The organism is Streptomyces sp. NPDC039430, assembly GCF_055639435.1.
The window spans coordinates 145494-166472 of record NZ_JBVKAK010000010.1 but is presented as its reverse complement, the minus strand read 5'-3'; the positions used below and the strand labels follow the sequence as shown (position 1 = coordinate 166472).

General features: G+C 70.5%; 19 protein-coding genes. 6 read left to right on the top strand and 13 right to left on the bottom strand.

The features are described from left to right. Positions 1–58: 58 nt before the first annotated feature. The gene (locus tag ACZ7LS_RS25210; protein ID WP_382871961.1) at positions 59–985 is read right to left on the bottom strand and encodes an aminoglycoside phosphotransferase family protein; all 927 of its coding nucleotides are present in this window, start codon (positions 983–985) and stop codon (positions 59–61) included. On the opposite strand from ACZ7LS_RS25210, the gene ACZ7LS_RS25205 reads away from it, so the two are divergent. Together ACZ7LS_RS25205 and ACZ7LS_RS25200 are read left to right on the top strand one after the other, a co-directional pair. Continuing rightward, complete coding sequence (locus tag ACZ7LS_RS25205; protein WP_382524053.1) at positions 984–1730, top strand: rhomboid-like protein; 747 nt, start codon at positions 984–986, stop codon at positions 1728–1730. The two genes, ACZ7LS_RS25210 and ACZ7LS_RS25205, sit on opposite strands and share 2 nt — an antisense overlap. Then, positions 1727–3172, top strand: coding sequence for an NAD(P)/FAD-dependent oxidoreductase (locus ACZ7LS_RS25200; protein ID WP_382524051.1), 1446 nt, complete (start codon positions 1727–1729; stop codon positions 3170–3172). The genes ACZ7LS_RS25205 and ACZ7LS_RS25200 overlap by 4 nt, the downstream gene beginning before the upstream one ends. 28 nt (positions 3173–3200) lie before the next feature. Here the strand turns inward: ACZ7LS_RS25200 and ACZ7LS_RS25195 are convergent, their stop codons facing one another. The 3 genes from ACZ7LS_RS25195 to ACZ7LS_RS25185 all read right to left on the bottom strand — a co-directional run bounded on the left by ACZ7LS_RS25195 (position 3201) and on the right by ACZ7LS_RS25185 (position 7420). After that, positions 3201–4592: an acyl-CoA reductase gene (locus tag ACZ7LS_RS25195; protein ID WP_385135027.1), complete on the bottom strand. Its 1392-nt coding sequence runs from the start codon at positions 4590–4592 to the stop codon at positions 3201–3203. After that, on the bottom strand, positions 4589–5797 hold the full coding sequence (locus ACZ7LS_RS25190) for a LuxE/PaaK family acyltransferase (protein ID WP_385135025.1): 1209 nt from the start codon (positions 5795–5797) through the stop codon (positions 4589–4591). The genes ACZ7LS_RS25195 and ACZ7LS_RS25190 overlap by 4 nt, the downstream gene beginning before the upstream one ends. A 276-nt stretch (positions 5798–6073) precedes the next feature. Then, positions 6074–7420: an MFS transporter gene (locus tag ACZ7LS_RS25185; protein WP_382871949.1), complete on the bottom strand. Its 1347-nt coding sequence runs from the start codon at positions 7418–7420 to the stop codon at positions 6074–6076. A 567-nt stretch (positions 7421–7987) separates the two neighbouring features. Here ACZ7LS_RS25185 and ACZ7LS_RS25180 point away from each other — a divergent pair. Continuing rightward, a complete protein-coding gene (locus ACZ7LS_RS25180; RefSeq protein WP_385135024.1) occupies positions 7988–9226 on the top strand; it encodes a helix-turn-helix domain-containing protein in 1239 nt (412 codons plus the stop codon). Positions 9227–9265: 39 nt separating this feature from the next. On the opposite strand, the gene ACZ7LS_RS25175 is transcribed toward ACZ7LS_RS25180, so the two are convergent. From ACZ7LS_RS25175 to dpgA, 8 genes are read right to left on the bottom strand one after another with little or no spacing between them, the layout of a single operon-like run. Further along, complete coding sequence (locus tag ACZ7LS_RS25175; RefSeq protein ID WP_382524041.1) at positions 9266–10246, bottom strand: TauD/TfdA family dioxygenase; 981 nt, start codon at positions 10244–10246, stop codon at positions 9266–9268. Between the two features lie 42 nt (positions 10247–10288). Further along, positions 10289–11428 carry a glycine amidinotransferase gene (locus ACZ7LS_RS25170; protein ID WP_382524039.1) on the bottom strand — a complete coding sequence of 380 codons (1140 nt, stop codon included), beginning with the start codon at positions 11426–11428 and terminating at the stop codon, positions 10289–10291. Between the two features lie 35 nt (positions 11429–11463). Then, positions 11464–11673: a ferredoxin gene (locus ACZ7LS_RS25165; RefSeq protein WP_382524037.1), complete on the bottom strand. Its 210-nt coding sequence runs from the start codon at positions 11671–11673 to the stop codon at positions 11464–11466. An 11-nt stretch (positions 11674–11684) separates the two neighbouring features. Then, positions 11685–12869, bottom strand: coding sequence for a cytochrome P450 (locus tag ACZ7LS_RS25160; RefSeq protein WP_382524035.1), 1185 nt, complete (start codon positions 12867–12869; stop codon positions 11685–11687). Then, positions 12866–14176: an aminotransferase-like domain-containing protein gene (locus tag ACZ7LS_RS25155; RefSeq protein WP_385135022.1), complete on the bottom strand. Its 1311-nt coding sequence runs from the start codon at positions 14174–14176 to the stop codon at positions 12866–12868. Before ACZ7LS_RS25155 ends, ACZ7LS_RS25160 begins: the two co-directional genes overlap by 4 nt. Before the next feature lie 6 nt (positions 14177–14182). Continuing rightward, a complete protein-coding gene (gene dpgC / locus ACZ7LS_RS25150) occupies positions 14183–15580 on the bottom strand; it encodes a (3,5-dihydroxyphenyl)acetyl-CoA 1,2-dioxygenase DpgC (RefSeq protein WP_385135020.1) in 1398 nt (465 codons plus the stop codon). Further along, positions 15577–16266: an enoyl-CoA-hydratase DpgB gene (gene dpgB, locus ACZ7LS_RS25145; RefSeq protein WP_382524029.1), complete on the bottom strand. Its 690-nt coding sequence runs from the start codon at positions 16264–16266 to the stop codon at positions 15577–15579. Before dpgB ends, dpgC begins: the two co-directional genes overlap by 4 nt. 20 nt (positions 16267–16286) lie before the next feature. Further along, the gene (dpgA, locus tag ACZ7LS_RS25140; RefSeq protein WP_382524091.1) at positions 16287–17408 is read right to left on the bottom strand and encodes a 3,5-dihydroxyphenylacetyl-CoA synthase DpgA; all 1122 of its coding nucleotides are present in this window, start codon (positions 17406–17408) and stop codon (positions 16287–16289) included. Between the two features lie 45 nt (positions 17409–17453). On the opposite strand from dpgA, the gene dpgD reads away from it, so the two are divergent. Then, entirely contained in the window at positions 17454–18257 is an 804-nt protein-coding gene (dpgD, locus tag ACZ7LS_RS25135; protein WP_385135018.1) for an enoyl-CoA-hydratase DpgD, read from the top strand. A gap of 13 nt (positions 18258–18270) precedes the next feature. Here dpgD and ACZ7LS_RS25130 read toward each other — a convergent pair whose 3' ends face one another. After that, positions 18271–19431, bottom strand: coding sequence for a glycine amidinotransferase (locus tag ACZ7LS_RS25130; protein WP_382666897.1), 1161 nt, complete (start codon positions 19429–19431; stop codon positions 18271–18273). A 203-nt stretch (positions 19432–19634) separates the two neighbouring features. Between ACZ7LS_RS25130 and ACZ7LS_RS25125 the strand changes: the two genes are divergently transcribed. Then, entirely contained in the window at positions 19635–20672 is a 1038-nt protein-coding gene (locus tag ACZ7LS_RS25125; RefSeq protein ID WP_382524023.1) for a methyltransferase, read from the top strand. A gap of 53 nt (positions 20673–20725) precedes the next feature. Continuing rightward, on the top strand, positions 20726–20941 hold the full coding sequence (locus ACZ7LS_RS25120; RefSeq protein WP_382524021.1) for an MbtH family protein: 216 nt from the start codon (positions 20726–20728) through the stop codon (positions 20939–20941). The last annotated feature ends 38 nt before the right edge of the window (positions 20942–20979 follow it).

Sequence of the window (20979 nt, the reverse complement as noted above, 5' to 3'; positions counted from 1 at the left end):
CCCTGCCGCCCGGCCATCGCGCCAATCGCCGCGACCGCCATCGCGCCCGCCGCGACCGCTATCGCGCCAGCAGCGACCGGGCGACCGACATCTGGTCCGGTTGCAGCGAGCGCTCCCCGTCCGCCACGTGCCACAGACTGTTCTGGAGCACCCGCCCCAGCGTCCAGGCCCGCGCCCGGTCCCGGTCGAGGCCCAGCACTTCCGTCATCAGGTCGAAGCGCCACAGCGTCTCCGCCGCGTCGAACCGGTTGTCGAGGGCCGGCATCAGCTCGAACCCCGGGTCGCCCGCCAACGGCTTCGGGTCGATCGCCAGCCATGGATCCCGGGGGTCGGCGGGGTGGGACGCGAGCACGTTCTCGTAGTGCAGATCCCAGTGCAGCAGCCGGTCCCCGGGCTCGCCCGCCACCTCGCGCACCGCCGCCGCGCAGTCGCGCAGCAGCCTCCGTTCGCCCTCGTCCGGCAGCGACCGCGACACCACCGGTACGTCGTCGAGCATGCGCGCGGCGATGTCCCCCAGGCCGCGCATCCCGGCCGGGGCCGGCACCGACGTCAGCCGCGCCAGCAGCTCCGCGATGATCCGGACCGCCTCGCGCGAGTCCATCCCGCCCAGGTCCCGGGTGGCGAGCCGCTCCAGCAGCAGCGTGCCCGTTCCCTCGTCGTACTCCAGCAGCCGTACGGCACCGTCGCCGCCCCACACGCGCAGCGCCACCGGCTCCCCGGCCGACTCCTCGTCCAGATGCTGGAGCTTCAGCACGGCGGGCGTGCCGTCCGCCCGCTCCACCGGCAGCACCAGCGCGCACATGCCGTACATCGAAGGGCCGGTACGGCGCAGCTCCCACCGCTCCAGGAAATCCGCCGCCCGGCCCGGCAGCGCCGCGATGAAGGCGCGGCCGGCCTCGCCCAGGATCTTCGACTGTGTTTCCACCAACTCCACCGGAATGTCAATCACGTCACCGATCCTACGGACGTGGGTGAATCGGCCCATGCGCCGTTTTCTCCGCCAGGCACCCAAGGCCCGCCAGGCACCCCGGGCCACCCGGGGCCGCCAGGCCCGGGTGGCCGCCCGCCGTGCGGTCCGCCGCGCGGTCCGGGCCGGGACCGTCTGGATCACGAGCGCCCCCGGCACCTATCTCTGGCTGGCGGCCCTCTTCGTCACCACCGTCGCGCTCCACCGCATGTCACCGGGGTTCGAGGAGGACTTCCTGCGCCGGCGCTCCACCAACATCCATGAGCTGTCCACCGACCCGGTACGGGTGCTCATCGCGAGCGCCTTCTGGATCGACGGCGGTGTGTGGGTCCCGTACGCCGTGCTCTACACGGTCTTCCACGCCCCGGCGGAACACTGGCTCGGCACGGCGCGCTGGCTGGCCGTCGTCGCCCTCGCGCACGTCGGCGCCACGCTGATCAGCGAGGGCGTCCTGAGCTGGGCCATCCGGCACGGCCACGCCCCGCAGTCCGCCGTCAACACGCTCGACATCGGGGTCAGCTACGCGCTCGCCGGCGTCATCGCCGTCCTGACGTACCGGGTCCCGAAGCCCTGGCATCTGCCCTACCTCGGCGCCGTCCTCATCTTCTTCGGCACTCCTCTGATCGCCGAGCGCAGCTTCACCGACCTCGGCCACTTCGCCGCCGTGCTGATCGGCCTCGCCTGCTACCCGCTCACCCGGGGCCGCGGGCGCCGCCGAAACCTGGACAGGCATACGGACAACGGTGTACGAACACCCTCATGACCAGCGCGAACAACGGCGGCACGGGCGACGGCGGCACGGGCCGCAGCGGCACGAGCAACGGCGGTATCTCCTTCTGGTACGCGCGGGACGGCATCCCCGCTCCCCGCGAACCGCTGCCGGGCGACGCGACCGCCGATGTGTGCGTCGTGGGCGGCGGCTATACCGGCCTGTGGACGGCGTACTACCTCAAGAAGGCCGTCCCGTTCCTCAACATCACCGTCCTGGAAGGCAAGTTCTGCGGCTACGGAGCCTCGGGGCGCAACGGCGGCTGGCTCTACAACGGCGTCGCGGGCCGCGACCGCTACGCCCGGCTGCACGGCCACGAGTCCGCCGTCCGGCTCCAGCAGGCCATGAACGACACCGTCGCCGAGGTCATACGCGTGGCCGACGAGGAGCGGATCGACGCCGACATCCACCGGGGCGGCGTCCTCGAAGTCGCCCGTACGCCCGCCCAGCTCGCCCGCCTCAAGGCGTTCCACGCCGCCGAGCTGGCCTTCGGCGAGAGCGACCGCACCCTCCACGGCGCCCGCGAGACCGCCGAACGCGTCCGGGTAGCCGGGGCCGTCGGCTCCAGCTGGACCCCGCACGGCGCCCGGCTGCACCCCGCCAAGCTGGTCAAGGGCCTCGCCGCGGCCGTCGAGGCGCTCGGTGTCACGATCCACGAGTCGACACCCGTCACCGAGATCAAGCCGAAGCACGCCATCACCCCGTACGGCACGGTCCGCGCGCCCTACGTGCTGCGCTGCACCGAAGGCTTCACTGCGACCCTCAAGGGCGCCCGCCGCGCCTGGCTCCCGATGAACTCCTCGATGATCGCCACCGAACCGCTGTCCGCCGAGATCTGGGACACCATCGGCTGGGACGGCCGCGAGACCCTCGGCGACATGGCGCACGCCTACATGTACGCGCAGCGCACCGCCGACGACCGCATCGCGCTCGGTGGCCGCGGCCACCCGTACCGCTACGGTTCGAAGGCGGCCCGCCTGGGCCACCCTTCCGGCACCGAGCCCGCCACCATCGAGGCCCTCCGCGACATCCTGACCGACTTCTTCCCCACCACCGCGGGCGTCCGTATCGACCACGCCTGGTCCGGCGTCCTCGGCGTCCCGCGCGACTGGTGCGCCACGGTCACGCTCGACCGCACCACCGGCCTGGGCTGGGCCGGCGGTTACGTGGGGTCCGGCGTGGCCACCACCAATCTCGCGGCCCGCACCCTCCGCGACCTGATCCAGCAGGACTCCGGCCAGTCGGGCCCCACGGACCTGACCACGCTCCCCTGGGTCAACCACAAGGTCCGCAGATGGGAGCCGGAACCTTTCCGCTGGCTGGGCGTCCACGGCATGTACGCGGCCTACCGCACGGCGGACCGCGCGGAGGCCACGGCCGTCACCCCCGGCACCCACCCCCTGGCCCGCGCGGCCGACCGCATCGCGGGCCGCTGACGACAGCCTCCGGGGCGCAGGCTCCTCCTCAGGCCGCCGCCCCGGACAGCAGCGGGCCTCCGGCCCCGCCCGCCGTGGCGACACTGACCCGGCGGCTGTACCGCTGGAGGGCCAGCAGTCCGTCGTGCGGCTCTCCCGCGTAGCTCTCCAGCATCGCCCCGAGCGGCACGACGCGCAGGACACCGGCGCGGAAGAACTCGGCGGCCAGCGGTACGACGCTGTCCCCCGCGGCGTGGAGGCCCACGGTCTGCAAGTAGCGGCGCATCGGGTGGAGGACCCGCACGATGTCCTCCCGTGGCAGGGGTTTGATCCAGACGGTCCCGAACAAGGGAGAAGCGGAGAGACCGGGACGCGTGTCCGCGAGGACATGCCAGCCGCCGTCGGGCGCGTTGAACGTACGGGTGAGACCCAGGTGCTCCTCCAAGTGCGCGACGGTGACCACATTGGTGATCTCGGCCTGCTCGGCCGTGTCCCTGGGGAGCGCGGGGAAGTTGCCCGCCTCGGCCGCGAGCGCGTCCGCGATGGCCCGCGCCTCGGCGAACAGCACGTCCTTGTCGGCTGTGTCGACATAGACGACCTGCGGACTGGTGCAGGTGCGCTGACCGTTGCGCAGGATGTCCCGCGCCAGGGCCCGCAGCGTCCGAGCGTCCTGGCGGGCGCCCGTACGGTCGAGATAGGCAAGGGAGATCTTGGGGCCCCAGGCGACCAGCCGGCACCCGGGCGGAAGGAACCGTGCGACGCCCTCGACCGCTTCCTCCGTTCCCCAGACCGCGACCGCGTCGGCCGGGCGGCACAGCTCACGCAGCCACGCGGTCCTGCTGGAGGAGAAGCGCAGTACCACCAGCCGGCCGCGCACCTGCCCGGACGGATCGGCGTCGGCCAGGGCGGCCAGCGCGTGCTGGGTGAACAGGCTTTCCTTACCGCTGGTCTTGACGAGGTTGACGTTTCCGGCGAGCAGTCCCTCGACGACGCTGAGCACACCGCCCACGGCCACGTTCCGCGGCGCGATGTGGACCAGCGTGCCGACCGGCTGCCACAGCTCCGTCGCGCCTTCCGCGAAGAGGGCCGGGACGGGCCGGTGCGGGGACGTGCCGCCGAGCTCGGCGGTCAGCTGGGCGGTCAACAGCTCGGGGGCGAGGGCCGCGGCCAGCCCGGCGAGGGAGAGTTCCGCGTCGGCGGCGGGCAGAGCGGTCGTGCCGGGGTCGGTCAGTTCGGCGAACAGCTGACGGTATTCGGCACCGGACCGGTCGGTGAGGCGCGCGGAGAGCCGCTCGCACGCCGCCAGGACGTGCTGGACGTCGAGCGGCCCGGAGAGGGCGGGCAGGATGCCGCCCAGTTCGCCCAGCCGGCCGCCGGCCTCCGACTCGTCGATCCACTCTCCCCGCCAGTAGTAGGGCGTGGTGTGCGGGGTGGTCTTCATCGAACCTCCAGAAGTTCCGCCGCGGCGACGGCGCAGTTGCGGTTTCGGCGTACGCCCGCCCGTCCGTGGACCTCGAACCACGGGGTGCCGATCGAGCAGTCACCCGGCGGATGCAGCGTGCCGAGATCGGCCATCAGAATGGTGTGGGCCGGCAGTGACGTGATGAACGGTGAGACGAACTGCAGGTAGCCGGGGGTGCCGTGGTCCACCGGTTCCAGGGTGCGCACGTCCCGGACGACACAGCGGGACCAGACGGGTACGTGGAAGTGGTGCGCGGCGCACTCGATGTACGGCAGGCAGTGCTCGACCGAGCCGTAGCAGTCCCGGACCCTCTCCTCCGGAACGCCGAGCTGCCGCTGGATCGCCTCGCGGAAGTCCGTACGGCTGATGGCGCGGTCGGCCTGGCCCTTCCAGCCTCCGCCGGTCAGCACGAGGGATCCCGCGGGGAGGCGCAGGGGAGGAACGCCCATCGCCTCCATCCGTTCGAGGACCGCGTGCAGCAGCGCCGGGAATCCGACGATCCGCACCGGCTCGGCGCGCTCGGCGAAATCGAGCAGGGCGTCGACGGAGCCCATGGGGTTGAACTCGTGTCCGTCGCCGGTGTTCCGCAGCGCGTGGACGGCGGAGGCCACGGGGGCGAAGTCGCAGAGTTCGTTGAGGCCGTGAGCGGCACCGACCGTGAGACGCGGATCCGGTTCGTGGCCCAGCACCAGGTAGTTGGCGGGGCGCTCGACGTCGATCAGCCCCAGTGCCTTGATGGTCCAGGCGTCCATGCGCTGCGCGGCGCCGATGGACCAGGCGTCGAAACCGATCTCGGTCTTCTCGCCCCCGGTGCCCGACGACGTCAGGCGGAGAGCCACGGTGTCGTCCGCGACGGAGGTCAGCGCGTGCCGCTTGAACAGGTTGACGTGAATGTAGGGCAGGTCGGCGACCTGCCCGATGCCGCTGATGTCCGGCGAACCCGCTCCCCTCCACATGGCCCCGTACAGCGGGTTGCGAGCGGCGTGCCAGGCGATGATCTCCCGCATGGCCGCGACGAACAGGGCGTCGGCGGAAGCGTCGGAGCGGAAGGGGTCGGAGATGTCGCACAGCTCCTGTACCCGGGGCAGTTCCGCTGGATCCGGCACCTCCAGCGGGCGGAAGTACTTCGCGAGGGAGTCGAGCCGCCGGGTGAGGTCGGCGTCGGAAACCGAGGCGGATGTCATGACACTCCTAGCTGAATGATGGTGGACTCGGATCTCGGGCTGATGCGCGCGCCGGGCACTACGACCACCACCGTCGTGGTGACGTCGACGGGCCCGGTTCGTCCCCGGTGGCGGCTGTTTCCCGGGTGCACGCCCGGCGGTGTCCCCTGGCCAGCAGCGCCACGCACACGGGACAGCAGAGGAGGCCGCCCGGCCGTGACGGCCGGTCACCGGGTGCGGGAGGGTTCTTCGGTTCCGTCGGCTCGCCGGCCGGGCCGGCCGGGCCCCGCGGATCTGTCATGTGGCACCTCCGGTGCGCTCGGCCCATCGGACGGCGTACGGCATGAGCAGTCCCACGGCCACGAAGACCCCGCCCATGACCAGCCAGCCGGGGGCTCCCCATGTGATGCAGAGGAGGCCGAGGAGGGAGGGTGCCAGGGCGTTCCCCAGGCCGTGCCCCATGCCGAAGAGTCCGGAGTACTGTCCCTGCGCGTGTCCGGGGGTCAGCGCGAAGCTCAGCTCCAGCGAGGCCGCCTCGTGCCAGAGTTCGCCGATCGTGTGCGCGGCGACTCCGACGAGGATGAGTGCGGCGGCGGGCACCGCGGGCAGGTCTCCCGTGACTGCGATGGCGGCCATGCCCAGCAGGAAGGCCGGGCCGGAGCGGCGTACGGCCCGGATCGCCGCGGAACTGGAGTCGACGCCCCGGCCGGCCCTGACCTGGAGTGCCACCACCATCAGGGTGTTGAGGACCGCGCTCACACCCACGAGCCAGCGCGGCGCGTCACTGTGACCGACGATCCACAGCGGTAACGCGAAGACCAGCACGTGTCCCTGGATCGACATGATGCCGTCGAGGAGGGTGACCGCCATGAAGGGCCGGTCCTTCAGCGCGATCCAGCGTCCGGTCAGCGGGGGCGCGGGCACCGGGGCGAGATGCGGCAGCCGGCTGATCACGACCGCGGACGCGACAAAGGTGAGGGCGTTGCCGAGGATGAGGGCGGCGTAGGCGGCCCGGGTGTCCAGCTGCACCGCGACGCCGGCGGCCAGGGCGCCGCAGCTTCCGGCGAGGTTGCCGGCCGCGCGCAGATACGAGCGGTACGCGGTGGAGTGCTGCCCGGCGAAGCCCCGGATCAGCGGACCGCGTGCCGCCACGCCGGCCGAGGTCGCGAGCTGGGTCACGCAGATGACCGCCACGAACAGCCAGAAGGTGTGGACGAACAGCAGCGCCGTCATCCCGGCGGCTTGCGCGGCCAGCGTCACGAGATAGGTCTCCCGCGCGCCCCGCAGATCGGCGATCCGCCCGACCGGGATTCCCGCGAGCAGTCCGACCAGGGCCGCGGCGCCCATGCCGACGCCGACTTGGGCCACGGACAGGCCGACCGAGCGGGTGAAGAAGAGCGCGGCTCCCGTCATGTACAGGCCGCTGCCGACCATGTTGACGAAGAAGGCGAACGCCAGGGTGCGCCGCGGGCCCCGCTCGGGGACCAGCCCGCGAGCCACCGGCCAGGTCTGCTCGGGGCCAGGCTCCCCTGGTCCATCGGTCTCCTGGCCGGCGGCTTTCATGCCGGGCTTCTTGCCTGTGCCCATCCCGTCCCGTTCGTCGCGCGGCGTGTCCGTGGAGGTGCGTGGAGCGATCTCTGACAAGGAGGCTAAAGATCCCGGCAGCATCTGTCAATTAATTGACAAGGCTTGTCATGATCCGATCCTCACGGGCGAGGCTGCTCACCAGCGACGCACGCGACCCAGATTAATAAACCATCCTTGCGGTTTTTTGACTGGGGGTCGGCGGCCTCCTTCTGGAGCGTCGAGCACGCCCAACCTGCCCCGTTCGCATCAGCGGGGAGAAGTGGGCGGGAGTGAAGTGGGCGCGAGTGACGACACAAGCGGAATCGGACCTGCCGGTTTTCCTGCCATCGGCACGAGGAAACTCTAGAAAATAAACCGGATGGTATGTATCTTTGATGCGCCGCGAGATGCCTGCACCGCTTCTCGTCACCGTCATTTTGGGGGAAAGATGACTGCGATAACGTCCCGGCCAGCCTGCCCGCTCATACATGAGGTTTCCGCACAGGACAGACGGCCGGTCGAGCCGGCCGCACGGGCCGACGAGATCGAGTGGCCTTAACCCCCGATCCCACCCGCCAGGAAAACCGCTTGACAAGGTGGCGGCCGCGTTGACAATTCGCTGCCTCCTAGGTCAAGCTTCCTGCCATGTCCAGTGGAGTCGACCAGATCCTGCAGCAGCCCTTGTTCGGACGTCGACTCCGAGCACTACGCATCGCTCAAGGTTTCTCACAGGTACAACTGGCCGGAACGGAAATCTCTCCGGCATACCTCTCGCGGCTGGAATCGGGCGCCCGCCCGCCCACCGAGAGAGTGCTGTCCTACCTCTGCGAGAAACTCAAGGTCGAGCCCGCGTCGTTCCACGCCACCGCGAGCAGTTCACTGGCACGGGCGCTGGCGACCGTCATGACCGTCGGCGAGTCGCCCGCCATGGCCGCCGCGCTGGAGGAAGCCCTCCTCCAGGAGCAGGACGCCGACGCCGTACTGCGCTGGCAGGCCCAGTGGGCGCTCGCCCGCTGCTACCAGATGCGGGGAAAGGTCGCGGAGGAACTCGGCGTCCTGCACGAGATGACCGAGCTGAGCGACCGGACAGGGCTGCCGGAACTGCGCGCCCGCTCCCGGGTCAGACTCGCGCGGCGGCTGCGCGCCTCGGGCGATGTCGCCCGCGCACACGAGCACGTGGCGGAAGGGCTCGCCCTCGCCGAGGCGAACGGCCTGCCGCACCGCGACATCGTCGAAGCGCTCCTGACCCTGATCTCCATCGAGACGGAGAGCGGGCAGATCACCCAGGCACGGACGGACGCCGACCGCATGGTCGACTCGCTCACCGACGAACTGCCGCTGCGGCTCCAGGTCGAGGTGCTGTGGACGGCCGCGAGCGTGTGCGCACGCCAGGGTGACCACCAGGCGGCCGCCGAGATGATGGCGCGCGCGCTGGAGGCCCTGCCCGGCAATGAGGATCCCGTGCTGTGGATGCGGCTGAGGCTGGCCGCCGCGTCCATGTACCTGCGCTTGGATCCGCGCAACACGCGAGAGTCGCGCCTGCGCCTCGATGAGGCGGAGGCCGTCGCCGGCCTCGTCGGAATGGCCGTCCACCAGCGGGAGTTGCTCCTCCTTCAGTGCCAGCTCGCTTTCTACGAGGGCAGGTTCGACGACGCGCGCGCGATGAGCGACCGGCTCGGCGAACGCCCCGACGGCCTCGGCGTCCGGGACCAGCTGCGCCTGGACGTCCTGCGCAACCAGATCGAGATCGTCGAGGGCGACCACGCCAGCGCCGTGACCAACCTGGAACGCATCGCGAAGGAAGCGCAGAGGTCCGTCAACGTCGAACTGTCCGCGGAGGTGTGGCGCGCGCTCGCCGAGGCCCTGAAGCTGGCCGAGGACTGAGAGGCGGCCCCGGCGGTGGTGCCGCCGGGGCCCGCGCGGTCAGACCAGGACCGCGCCGCCGCCCGGCCGGTGACCGGCGCTGCGCCGGTTGTCCAGGTGCACGAAGGTACGGTGCAGCCACCGGTCCCTGCCGTCGTAGCGGGGCTGGAACGACGTCCGGCCGTGCACGGCCACGCGGTTGTCCACATAGGCCAGTTCACCGGGTCGGAGCACCAGCAGCGCCGCGACCTCCAGGAGCGCCAGACGCAGGGAGTCCAGAGCCTCCGCCGCCTCCGCGTCCAGGGGCTTCGTCGCGTGGAAGTCCACCCTGATGTCCGGGTCGCCCTGCGCGCCGTCCAGGACCGGATGGCACGGGGCCTGACCGGACTGGAAGGAGGGCGGCGCCTCGGTGACGAAGCGGGGCGCCGCCAGCACCTCGCGGACATCCTCCGGCAGCAGAGCCAGGGCGCGGCGGATCGAGGAGACGAACGTCCCGGCCATCCCCGTGTCGTCGCCGCGCAGGCAGAACAGGCCCACGTAGTCCGGGCGATGGGGGTGGAAGGCGTTCTCCACATGCAGCTCAAGCAAGGTGGAGCCGGCGTTGCTCTGGGACTCCTCCATCCCCGGGATCGGCACCACGTTCTGCACGAGAGCCCCGGACTTCTCGGCCCGGTAGGCCACCACCTCTCCGAGTTCGTGGCTGACCAGGCTCACGACGGAGGCGGGCAGCGTGGCCTGTCGTTCGACCGATCCCGCCACCGTCGGGGTACGGGGAAGCCAGGACTCGTCCATGGGCAGGTTGCGCAGGACGAGCAGGCCGTCGGGGCCGGGGTCGTGACGATAGCGGCGGATCTCCTCCCGTATCCGGAGGGGAAGTCTGCACGCCAGCGTGCGGGCGGCTTCCCGCCAGCGGTGCTCGTCGACGAGGCGGGGGGAGGTCCCGGACAGGTCGAGGGCCAGCTCCTCGACCTCGCGGCGCTCGGCATCGGTCAGGGTCAGTCCCACCGTGGCGGCGACGGGCGCGGGTAGGGCGGTACTCATACGTGGATTCCTCTCGTGTCGTTTCGGCCCGGAAAAGTCCCGTCAGCCCAGGTAGTCCTCGGCGCCGCCGGCGCGCACCGTGTCGAGGGTGAAGCAGTGGAAACCGCCGCCGAAGAGCCTGCGGTGCCGGTGACGGACCGGGACGACCGTCAGCTTGTGGTCCTCCAGCGTCCTGATCAGCGTCTTGCAGGCGTCGTTGACCATGACCGTCTCCTCGTCGATCGACAGCAGGTTCAGGTCGATGTACGGGCTGGGCGGGATCGGGTCGCCGTTCTCGTACTGCGGGTAGTCCTCCAGCGCCGGGGTGGGCGCGACGATCACGTCCCAGCTCCGCAGCGCCTCGGGGAGGTAGTCCCGGACCCCCTCCGAGCGCAGCAGGAGCAGCCCAGGACGCAGCGCGACGATGACGCTGTCGATGTGGCTCTGGGTGAGCCGGTCCATACGGTGGACCCGGAAGCGTCCCTCCAGGTGGCGCTCCAGCCAGTCCACGGCGAGCGCGTGGTTGGCGTTGGAGACGTTGACGATCAGGTCGCGGCCGAAGCGCAGGGCGTTCGCGCCGTCGATGAGCATTTCGAGACCGACGTCGTACGGTGACGGCCGCGGAGCGAGGGGGACCTCGATGTTGGGCGCCGCGTTGACGACATTGCCCGGGTCGAAGGAGTGGTCCGTCAGCATCGGGCGCGGCATCGTCGTCCAGCGGGCGCCCTGGAGGAAGTACTCCTGGAAGACCGGCGCGAGGAACTTGGTCTCGAAGTACCGGGCCCGCAGCATCGGCGGGGTCTCGATGATCTCGTCGCCGAGGATCAGGGTGTTGTCGCGGACGTTCAGCGGCGGTGTGACCGGCGCGGACCAGGCCGGGGTGGTCACCCCGCGGTCCACGGCCTCCGGCTCCAGCGGGCGCAGCACCTTGATGCCGAGCGATGTCAGGGCGGCCGCCATGCCCTCGACGTCCTCGACCAGTTCGTCGGCCAGCCGCTGGCGGAAGGAGACGCGCTCCGGCGACTCGGTGCTCGCGTCGTCGCGGGAGGTGCGGATGGACGGGTAGTAGCCGCGGGCACCGGTGAGGTTGTCGCTGATGAACATGTCGAAGGACAGATCACGGACGCGGGCGGCGTAGTTGGTGGCGGAGCCGACGATGACCTCCTTGAGCGAGGACCATTCGTCGTAGCTGTTCAGGCGCATGAGTGGGGTTCCTTCAGGGTCGTGCCGTGGGCACGTCAGTGGGCGTCGGCCACGGAGCCGGTGAGGATCGCCTGGACGGGGCAGAGCCCGGCGGCCTCCCGTACGGCGGCGTGCAGGTCGGATTCGGGGCGATCGTCGAGGAGGACGACCGTGCCGTCCTCCTCGTGCTGGTCGAAGATCCCTGGTACGGCGAGGGCGCACTGCCCGGAGCCGACACAGGTGTCCGGCCGGATCGTGAGGTGCATGGGCGGGGTCCCTACCAGGTGACGGGCAGACGGTGGACGCCGTAGACGCTCATGTCGGAGGCGAGGGGGATCTCCTCCGGCGGCACGGCGAGGGCGAGCGAGGGGAAGCGGCGCAGGAGCGCGGGCAGGGCGGTCCGCATCTCCATGCGGACCAGGTTCTGGCCGAGGCACTGGTGGATCCCGTAGCCGAAGGCCAGATGCCCGGAGGTCTTCCGGGTGAAGTCGAGGCGGTCGGGGTCGGTGAACCAGCCGGGATCCCGGTTGGCCGAGGGGATGGAGACGGTCACGGACTCTCCGGCCTTCATCGCGTGCCCCTCGAACTCCACGTCCTCCAGCGGGGTGCGGGGCACGCCGAAGTGAAAGACGGAGAGGTAGCGCAGGAGTTCCTCGACGGCGTTGTCCGTGATCGACGGGTCGTCGCGGAAGGCCGCGAGCTGCTCGGGGTGGGCGAGCAGGGCCAGCGTGCTCAGGGCGAGCGAGCTCGATGTCGACTCGTGTCCCGCGGTCAGCAGCAGGACCCCGACGCCGGCGATCTCCTCGGCGTCGAGGGTGCCGTCGGCGGCGAGCAGGCTCAGCAGGCCGTCGCCGAGGCCGCCCCGGTGGGAGAGATGGCGCAGGAAGGCGTAGAGCCGGTCCATCGCCTCGGACGCCTCGGCGGCCGTCGCCTTGAGGCTGAAGAGGATCTCGCTGTTGCGCTGGAACTCGGCGCGGTCCTCGTAGGGGACGCCGAGCAGTTCGCAGATGACCAGCGAGGGTACGGGCAGGGCGAAGGACTGCACCAGATCGACGGGGCCGCCCTGCTCGGCCATGGCGGAGAGCAGGTCCTCCACGATGGCGTCGATCCGGGGGCGCATCTCCCGCATCCGGCGGGCGGTGAACTTGCCCGCCAACTGCTGGCGCAGCCGGGTGTGTTCGGGTGCGTCCATGTCGACGAGCCAGCCCGGCAGGGCCGGCGCGCCGTAGAAGGGGTCCGCGCCCGGCCGGGCGACGGGGGCCCGCTTGTACTCGGACCGTGCGCTGAAGCGCGTGTCGGTGAGCAGCTTGCGGGCCAGGGCGTGGCTGGTCACCAGCCAGCCGATATGGCCGTCGGGGTAGCGCATCCGCCGGACGGGCTCGTCCTGGCGGTACTTGGCCAGTTCCGGCGGCGGGTCGAAGGTGTTCAGCCGTGTCGTGGGGTGCGGATCGATCAGGTTCATTGTCCCGTCTCCTTGGTCAGGAACGCGGTCAGCCGGCGTACGCCCTCCTCGATCTCGTCGGGATCGAGGTAGCTGCACGAGAGCCGGATCTGCGTGTCGCCGGCGCCGTCGAGGTAGAACTGCCGCATGGGGGTCCACAGGACGCCGTACTCGGCCGCGGACAGCTCCAGCAGTTCGGCGTCCGCGGGGACCGGCAGATGGACGCGGACGAAGAAGCCGCCGTCGGGGCGGTTCCATGAGATCCCCGCCGGGGCCGTGGCTCCCAGGTGCCAGTCGAGCGCCGCCAGCAGGAGGCGCAGATTGCGCTGGTACAGCTCGGACTTGGCGTGGCCCAGCGCGTCGAGCGACCCGCCGTGTTCGAGCAGCAGCCCGCCGATCACCGCCTGCGAGAGCGGTGAGGTGTTCACCGTGACCATCGACTTGAGCGTGGCCAGGACGTCGGCGAGCGTCTGGGTGGCATCGGAGTCCGCTGTGGTGACGCTCGCGTCGCCCACGCTCTGGTCGGCGATGACGAAGCCGACCCGGGCGCCGGGGAACGCGGTCTTGGCGAAGGTGCCGATGTGGATCACACGGCGTTCGGTGTCGAGCGCCTTCAGCGAGGGCAGTTCGGCGCCGGTCGCCGCGGTGAAGGCGTAGGCGTTGTCCTCCAGGATCAGCAGGTCCTGTTCGGCGGCGAGGGCGAGCAGCCTGCGGCGGCAGTCGAGTGTCATCCGGCCGCCGCCGGGGTTGGAGTAGTCGGGTGCCACGTACAGCGCGCGCAGGGCGCCCCCGGCCGCGCGGGCCTGCTCGCAGGCCCGTTCGAGCCCTTCGAGGTCGATGCCGTCCGCCGTCTCGTCGACCGCGACGACGTCGATGTCGAGCAGGCGGGCGGCGCCGGTGATGCCGACGAAGCAGGGGTTGGCCAGTGCCAGTACGTCGCCGGGGGAACGGAACAGGGCGCGCAGCACCAGCAGCATCGCCTCCTGGGCCCCCACGGTGATCACGTACGACTCCGGCGGGGCGTCGATGCCGTGGTCCCGGCGGAGCGCCTCGGCCACGATGTCGTTGATCAGGCCGCGGCTCGGGCCGTACTCGAACAGCAGTCGGCGCGCTTGTGCCGGGCTTGCCCCCCGGGCCACGACGTGATCGAGGAACCGGTCGGTGTAGCGCTGGATCTCCACGCCGGGCAGGGTGTCCGGGTGCGGGGCCCCCGGCGCGAAGGAGATGGCCCCGGGATGACGGCTCATCACCTCGTTGAGGAAGCTGATCGAGCCCAGCACGGGCGCCCGCACGGCCCCGTGCAGCCGGTCGATGTTCAGATGGACCATGGCCGCTCAGCTCCGGTCCCGCGACCGCTGCCAGCGGCGCTCCACTTTGGCGAGCACGTCCTCGCTGTAGGAGCGGGCCACCTGCACGACCGCGAACTCCGCGAGGTACGTCCGGTAGAGGTCGAGCGGCTCCTCGACGAGGCCGAGCATGTGGCGGTTGGCGGCGACGGCGGGCGCGGCGAGTTCGGTGACCGCGCGTTCGACGGCTTCGGCCATGCCGTGCGCCTCGACCACCTCGTCGCACAGGAGCCGGAATTCCGGGTCGTCGGTGCCGATCCGGCGCCCGCCCAGTATCACCTGGCGCGCGGCCCTGGCCCCGGTGAGCCGGGAGAGCCGGAGGTTGGCGAGTCCGGGCACGATGCCCTCCTCGGCGGCCGGGAGACTGAAGTAGGCCCCCTCCTCCGCGATGACCCGGTCGAGTACGAGCAGCAGTTGCGTGCCGCCGCCGATGGCGAAGGAGTCGACGGCGCCCACCCAGGGCTTCTGGACGGTGCGCTCCGCCCAGGAATCGGCCCCGGGCTCCGTGAGCAGGCCCCGGTACATCTTGTTGATGTAGCCCAGCTCGCGGCCGAGCAGGAAGTCGACGAAAGAGACATCGCCGTTGCGCAGGTCCTTGAGGTTGATGCCGGCGCTGAACACCCGGCGCCCCTGGTAGCGGGGGTGGTCCACCTCGCCGCCGCGCAGCACGCCGACCGCGGTGGCGTCGTCCAGGAGCGCGAGGTCGACGGCGGTCTCCAGGTCGGCGATCAGCCGGTTGTCCTCGGCGTTGAGGCAGTGCGCGTTGCGGAAGGTCACGTGCGTGGCACGGCCACGGCGCTCGACGAGCACGCTGGCGAGTTCCACCCGGCCCTCGGCGCGGTAGCCGGGCAGCAGTTCCAGCGCTCGGGGAGTGGGCCGGAGCATCGCTTCGATGAGGTGCCGGCCGGCGGTGGCCGAGCGCAGGACCGCGGCGCAGAAGATCGCCTGGTCGACCTCCCGGCCGTCCTTCTCCGCCTGGATCAGGGTGTTCTCCGCCGCCATCTGGTCGGTGGTGGGAACGAGGCCGGGGAAGTACGCCGCCGCGGCCCGGATCAGCTCCGGCAGCCGCGGATACCGGGTGCGCCGCTCGGTCAGCTCGTCGTACACGGCGTCGGTGTGCAGGGCGAGGAAGGCGCGCCGGGTCTGCCGCGCCGTACCGAACAGGCGCCCGGCGGCGTCCTGTTGCGGCGGGGTACGCAGCGGCCGGGGCGGGAGCGCGGCGAGCAGCCGCTCGGTCTCCGCGCTGTGGGTGGCCAGGGCGGCGCGGTCCGGCTCCAGCGCACCGGAGAAGGCAGGGACGGGGGCGGGGACGGGGACGGGGGCGGGGGCGGGTGGCGGAGGATCGTCGACCGGCTGGTCGGTCCCGGCCACCGCGGTGCGGCTCATGCGGCCCGCCCTGTGGTGCCGCCGTGCCGGCCGGCGGCGGACAGCCTGCGCAGTTCGCGGTCACAGGCCGCCAGGTGGATGCCGAGGGCCTCGTCGTACTCGGCGGTCGCCGCCTCGGCGATGAGCTGGCGGCGCAGCGCGGTCTCGCGGTCGGCGAGATGGGTGCCGAGGGCGGCGGCTGCGGTCCTGGCCTGCTCGATGTCGTCCGCGCCGCGGTCGATCAGGCCGAGCTCCAGGGCGCGCGCCAGGGATATGTCCGTGTCCCACAGCAGCAGTTGGCGCGTCCGGTGCGCGCCGAGGTGGCGCACCAGGCGGTAGAGGGCCATGCCCGGCCAGACATGGCCGTCGTTGACGGGCAGGGCCATCGACAGGCCCGAGACGCCGATGCGGACGTCCGCGGCCAGGAGCAGTTCCAGGGCCGGGCCCCCGCAGTGGCCTTCGGCGATGACGACGGTGGTGGCGTCGAGCTTCTCCAGGCGGCGTACGGCCCGCTCCCAGCGGTTGACCGCTGAGACACCGACGTCGCCCGGCCACTCCGCCGGCGCGGCGGGCGCGGCGGCGGACAGCCGCAGGACGAGCGTCGTGGCGTGCCGCTCGCTCTCGGCCTCGTCGCACAGGGAGTTGAGTGCGGCGGTCAGCTCGGCGGGCGGACGGGTCGCGTCGAGCTCGGTAGGGGTGCTGTTCACGGAACTTTCCTTTTCTTTCGTCACCAGGCGACCAGGGCCATTTCGATGGTGGATCCCGGCCCCATGGTCATGAAGACGCCGAATTCCCCGGGGGCGGCGATTCCCTCGGCGCGCAGCCGTTCGTAGGAGAACAGGAACGAACCGCTGGAGATGTTTCCGTGGTCCCGTAGGACCCCGGTGGTGTGCCGTACGTCGTGGCGGCTGAGTCCGAGATTCGCGCGGACCGAGTCGATCACCTTCTTCCCGCCCGAGTGGATAACCCAGTGGGAAATGTCGGAGAGCCGCAGTCCGGTTCCGTCGAGAAGCCGGTCGAGCGCCTTTTCCGCGTGTGCGCCGACCACATAGGGGACTTCCGGGTCGAGATAGAAGCTGAACTTCCCGTGGGAGTCGTCCCAGTCGTAGCGCATCGCGTCGACGGCGTCGGGGATGATGCAGCTGGAGAACTTCAGCAGGGCCGGGCCCGGGGCCGCCCCGCCGGCTTCCGCGACATCGGCGGCGCCGGTGTCGGAGGTCACCGCGATGGCGGCGGAGCCGTCGCCGAAGAGGCTGTTCACCACCGACGAGCGCATCGTCCCGTCGAAGACGTAGGCGGCGGAGCAGGCCTCGACGCAGACCATCAGCGCCAGCTCGCCGGGGTGGGCCTTGGCCCATCCCGCCACGGCCGTCAGGGCGTTGAGGCCGGCGTTGCACCCCATGCCGACGACATCGAGGCGCGAGCAGTGCACATCGATGTCCAGCTCCTTGATGAGGAGCGCGGAGAAGCCGGGCGTCAGCAGTCCTGTGGTGGTGACGCAGCACAGGTAGCGGACGTCCGCCAGGTCGAGACCGCCGTCCTTCAGACAGGCGTTGATGGCCTCCTTGGCCATGGCCACGCCGGTGGTGGCGTGTTTCTGAAGAAGCTCACCCTGGGTTTCCACGGCTCTCGTGCCGTCCGGGAGCAGCGGCGGCAGAGTCAGCCCCCGGCGCTCGATCGCACTGTTCAGGAATACGGAACGGATGCGGGGATCGGTGATTCCGAACTCGTCCAGCATTTCCTGCTGCGTATAGGAGGTCTTCGGCACCGCCGCGCCGATTCCGATGATGCGGGGCGGCGCCGAATTCTGCTGCGAGAAAAGCCTTTGAGTACCGCTTTCATGCGGAATTTCGACCACTGTCACGAGTGTCTTCCTTACGTTACAATCATTTCCATGAATCAACTGTCAATGGTGCGTTACGAGAAGAGCGGGCATGTGGCGAGAATTACCCTCGACCGGCCCGAGGTCCTCAACGCGATGAATCTGCGCATGCACGCGGAACTCGCCGACGTCTGGGACGATTTCGAGGCGGACGACGACATGTGGGTGGCGGTGCTCTCGGGCGCGGGCGACCGGTCCTTCTCGGTCGGCCAGGACCTCAAGGAGCTGGCCGGCCGGGAGCGGGCGGGCACCGCGGCCCCGTCCTCGTTCGGCAGCCGGGGCAAGCCGGGCTGGCCGCGGCTGACCGAACGGTTCGACATGATGAAGCCGGTGGTGGCGCGGGTCCAGGGATACGCCCTGGGCGGCGGGTTCGAACTGGCTCTGGCGTGTGACATCGTCGTCGCCTCCGAGGACGCGAGCTTCGCCCTGCCCGAGGCCAGGCTGGGCCTGATGGCCGGGGCCGGCGGAGTGTTCCGGCTGACCCGGCAGGTGCCGTGGAAGACCGCGATGGGCCACCTGCTGACGGGCCGTCGGATGACGGCCCGCCGAGGCTATGAACTCGGCCTGGTCAACGAGGTCGTTCCGGCCGCCGACCTCGACGCGTGCGTCGAGGGATGGGTGGCGGACATCGTGCGCTGCGCGCCCCTGTCGGTACGGGCGATCAAGGAGGCGGCGGTCAAAGCCTCGACGCTGCCGCTCGACGAGGCGTTCGCCGCGCACTACCCCGCCGAGGAGCGGCGGATGCACAGCAAGGACGCCGTCGAGGGCCCGGTGGCCTTCGCCGAGAAACGCGACCCCAGGTGGCAGGGGTGCTGAGGCGGGGCCGGCCTCAGCCGAAGTAGTCCTCAAGTCCGCCGTCGCGGACCGTGTCGAGCGTGAAGCAGTGGAAGCCGCCGCCGAACAGCCGCCGGTGCCGGTGCCGGACCGGCACCACGGTGAATCCGTGCTTCTCCAGCGTGCGCATCAGCTCCGGGCACGCCTCGTTCACCAGCACCGTGTCGGGGCTCACCGACAGGACGTTCAGGTCGATGAAGGGGCTGGTGAGAACGAGGTCGTCGTCGCCGTAGCGCGGGAAGTTGTCACTCTCCGGCCGCGGCGGGACGATCAGGTCCCAGCGGCGCAGCGGCTCCGGCAGCTGCGCCGCCACCTGCTCCGAGCGCACGAGCAGCGTTCCGGGGCGCAGGGCGAGCACCATGCTGTCGATATGGCTGTCGCTGATCCCGTGCACCCGGTGGATACGGAACCGGCCCTCCAGATGCCGCTCCAGCCAGTCGACCGCCAGCGCGTGGTTGGCGGTCGAGATGTTGACCACGAGGTCCCGGCCCAGCCGCAGGCACTGTGCCCCGTCGAACATCATCTCCAGCCCCATGTCGAAGCGGGAGCGGCGCGGGTCCCCGATCGGTTCGGTGGGGCCGCCCGCCGTGCTGGAGCGCACGTACGACAGGTCGAAGGACGCGTCCGTCATCACCGGCCGCGGCATCACCGTCCAGCGCGCCCCCTGGCGGAAGTAGTGCTGGAAGACCGGCTTCAGCAACTGCGTCTCGAAGTAGCGGGAGCGGATCATCGGCGGGGTCTCGATGATCTCGTCGCCGAGGATCAGCGTGTTGTCACGGACGTTCAGCGGCGGTACCACCGAGGCGGACCAGGCCGGCGTACGGACGTCACCGGTCTCGGCGGCCACGTCCAGCGGGCGCAGCACCTTGACCGACAGGGACCGCAGCGTCGCGACGATCTCCTCGATGTCCTCGTTCAGTTCCTCGACGTAGCGCTTCTTGATGAGCACACGCGTGCCGCCGGGATCCTCCCCGCCATCCTGGCGCGACGACAGCCGCGGGTAATACCACTCGGACCGCGGGGAATTGTCGTGGGCGATGTTGTCGTGGAAGAAGAGATCGAACGAGAGCTCACGCTCATGGGACACGTAGTTCTCCGCAGAGCCGACCACCACCTCCCTCAGCGGTGACCACTCGTCAAAGCTGTTCAGTTGCATGGCTCCTCGTTTTCCGTCCCGTGTTCCGTCCCGTGCTCGCACATCTGCTCTACCCAAAACGCTAAGGCCTCGCCGTCACCAATTTCGCCCCGCTGGCAACTAATTGCCAGAGCCGCCTCGGGCGCCGCGGCGGCGGATACGTTGACTCCCGCCTCGGGACGCAGCCCCCGTGGACCCCAGACCTACGGAGAGTGACACGCAACATGGACAGGCACCACGGCGATCCGGTACTTGAGCGTTTTCATTTCCTGGTGAACGCGCCCGCGCTCTTCAACGCGGTCGCCACGGCGGTCGAACTGCGCATCTTCCACTTCCTCTCGGAGAACCCGCGCGCCGGGTTCGAGGAGATCCGCGCGTTCACCGACCTGCCGGCGCACCAGCTGCGTGTGCTGCTGCAGGCGGTGTGCACCACCGGCCTGCTGCGGCGCGAGGACGGTCTCTACCTCAACTCCGATGTCGCGGCCGACCTGCTCGCCTCGGACGCCGAGGACAGCTGGGGCCACGTCATCGTGGGCTGGAAGGAGGTCTACTACCCCGCGTTCGCGCACATGACCAAGGCGCTCAAGGCCGGCACGAACCTCGCCCTGGACACCTACCCGGGCGATGAACCCACCCTCTACCAGCGTCTTTCCCGCAATCCGGAGCTGGAAGCGGTCTTCCACCGCGCGATGAGCGCCTTCACCCTGCAGTCCGTCGACGCGCTGGTGGAGCGCGAGGAGTTCACGTCCGTGCGCCGGCTCCTCGACGTCGGCGGCGGCGACGGCACCACCTCGGCCCGCCTGGTGGCCCGTCACCCGGAGCTGGTCTCCACCGTCTTCGACATGCCGAGCGTCTCCAAGCTGGGCGAGGACAAGGCCGCGGCGGACTACCCGGACCGGGTGGAACTGCACCCCGGCGACATCTTCAACGACGTCTTCCCGGTCGGCGCCGACGCCGTCCTCTTCAGCCACGTCCTGGAGATCTTCTCCGAGGACCAGATTCTCGGCCTGATGAAGAAGGCGTACGACAGCCTGCCCGAGGGCGGAAAGGTCTTCGTCTACGGCTACAACGTCTCCGACGACGAGACCACCGGAATATTCGGTGCCCGGCTCGGCCTGTATTTCAATGTCCTCGCCAGCGGCCAGGGAATGGCTTATCCGGCCCGCGACTACGAAAACTGGCTGCGCCAGGCCGGATTCAGCGACGTGAAAACCGTCACCGGCCTCCCCTATGAGCACGGTCTCACGCTCGGCGTGAAGTAACCGTATCCGGAATTCCCATCCGCCAAGCGGCATCCACCGTTGAGGAGACAACGATGGCCAATCCTTTCGACGACCCCGAAGGCCGTTTTCTCGTACTGGTCAACGATGAGGGCCAGCATTCCCTGTGGCCCGATTTCGCCGCGGTCCCCGCGGGCTGGACCCGGACCCTCGGTCCCGCCGACCGCGCGTCCTGTGTCGCCCACATCAACGAGAACTGGACCGACATGCGGCCGCTCAGCCTGGCCGCGCAGCTGGACCAGGCCTCCTGACAACCCTGAGTACGCCCGTCGCCCGAGCGGCGGCAACC

Bases quoted from the DNA above. Each gene is read 5' to 3' on its own strand.
- ACZ7LS_RS25210 (WP_382871961.1), bottom strand. From the start codon at position 985: ATGGGCCGATTCACCCACGTCCGTAGGATCGGTGACGTGATTGACATT.
- dpgD (WP_385135018.1), top strand. From the start codon at position 17,454: ATGAATCAACTGTCAATGGTGCGTTACGAGAAGAGCGGGCATGTGGCG.
- ACZ7LS_RS25120 (WP_382524021.1), top strand. From the start codon at position 20,726: ATGGCCAATCCTTTCGACGACCCCGAAGGCCGTTTTCTCGTACTGGTC.
- ACZ7LS_RS25160 (WP_382524035.1), bottom strand. From the start codon at position 12,869: ATGAACCTGATCGATCCGCACCCCACGACACGGCTGAACACCTTCGAC.
- dpgC (WP_385135020.1), bottom strand. From the start codon at position 15,580: ATGAGCCGCACCGCGGTGGCCGGGACCGACCAGCCGGTCGACGATCCT.
- ACZ7LS_RS25205 (WP_382524053.1), top strand. From the start codon at position 984: ATGCGCCGTTTTCTCCGCCAGGCACCCAAGGCCCGCCAGGCACCCCGG.
- ACZ7LS_RS25195 (WP_385135027.1), bottom strand. From the start codon at position 4,592: ATGAAGACCACCCCGCACACCACGCCCTACTACTGGCGGGGAGAGTGG.
- ACZ7LS_RS25175 (WP_382524041.1), bottom strand. From the start codon at position 10,246: ATGAGTACCGCCCTACCCGCGCCCGTCGCCGCCACGGTGGGACTGACC.
- ACZ7LS_RS25125 (WP_382524023.1), top strand. From the start codon at position 19,635: ATGGACAGGCACCACGGCGATCCGGTACTTGAGCGTTTTCATTTCCTG.
- ACZ7LS_RS25165 (WP_382524037.1), bottom strand. From the start codon at position 11,673: ATGCACCTCACGATCCGGCCGGACACCTGTGTCGGCTCCGGGCAGTGC.
- ACZ7LS_RS25130 (WP_382666897.1), bottom strand. From the start codon at position 19,431: ATGCAACTGAACAGCTTTGACGAGTGGTCACCGCTGAGGGAGGTGGTG.
- ACZ7LS_RS25200 (WP_382524051.1), top strand. From the start codon at position 1,727: ATGACCAGCGCGAACAACGGCGGCACGGGCGACGGCGGCACGGGCCGC.
- ACZ7LS_RS25155 (WP_385135022.1), bottom strand. From the start codon at position 14,176: ATGGTCCATCTGAACATCGACCGGCTGCACGGGGCCGTGCGGGCGCCC.
- ACZ7LS_RS25190 (WP_385135025.1), bottom strand. From the start codon at position 5,797: ATGACATCCGCCTCGGTTTCCGACGCCGACCTCACCCGGCGGCTCGAC.
- ACZ7LS_RS25170 (WP_382524039.1), bottom strand. From the start codon at position 11,428: ATGCGCCTGAACAGCTACGACGAATGGTCCTCGCTCAAGGAGGTCATC.
- ACZ7LS_RS25180 (WP_385135024.1), top strand. From the start codon at position 7,988: ATGTCCAGTGGAGTCGACCAGATCCTGCAGCAGCCCTTGTTCGGACGT.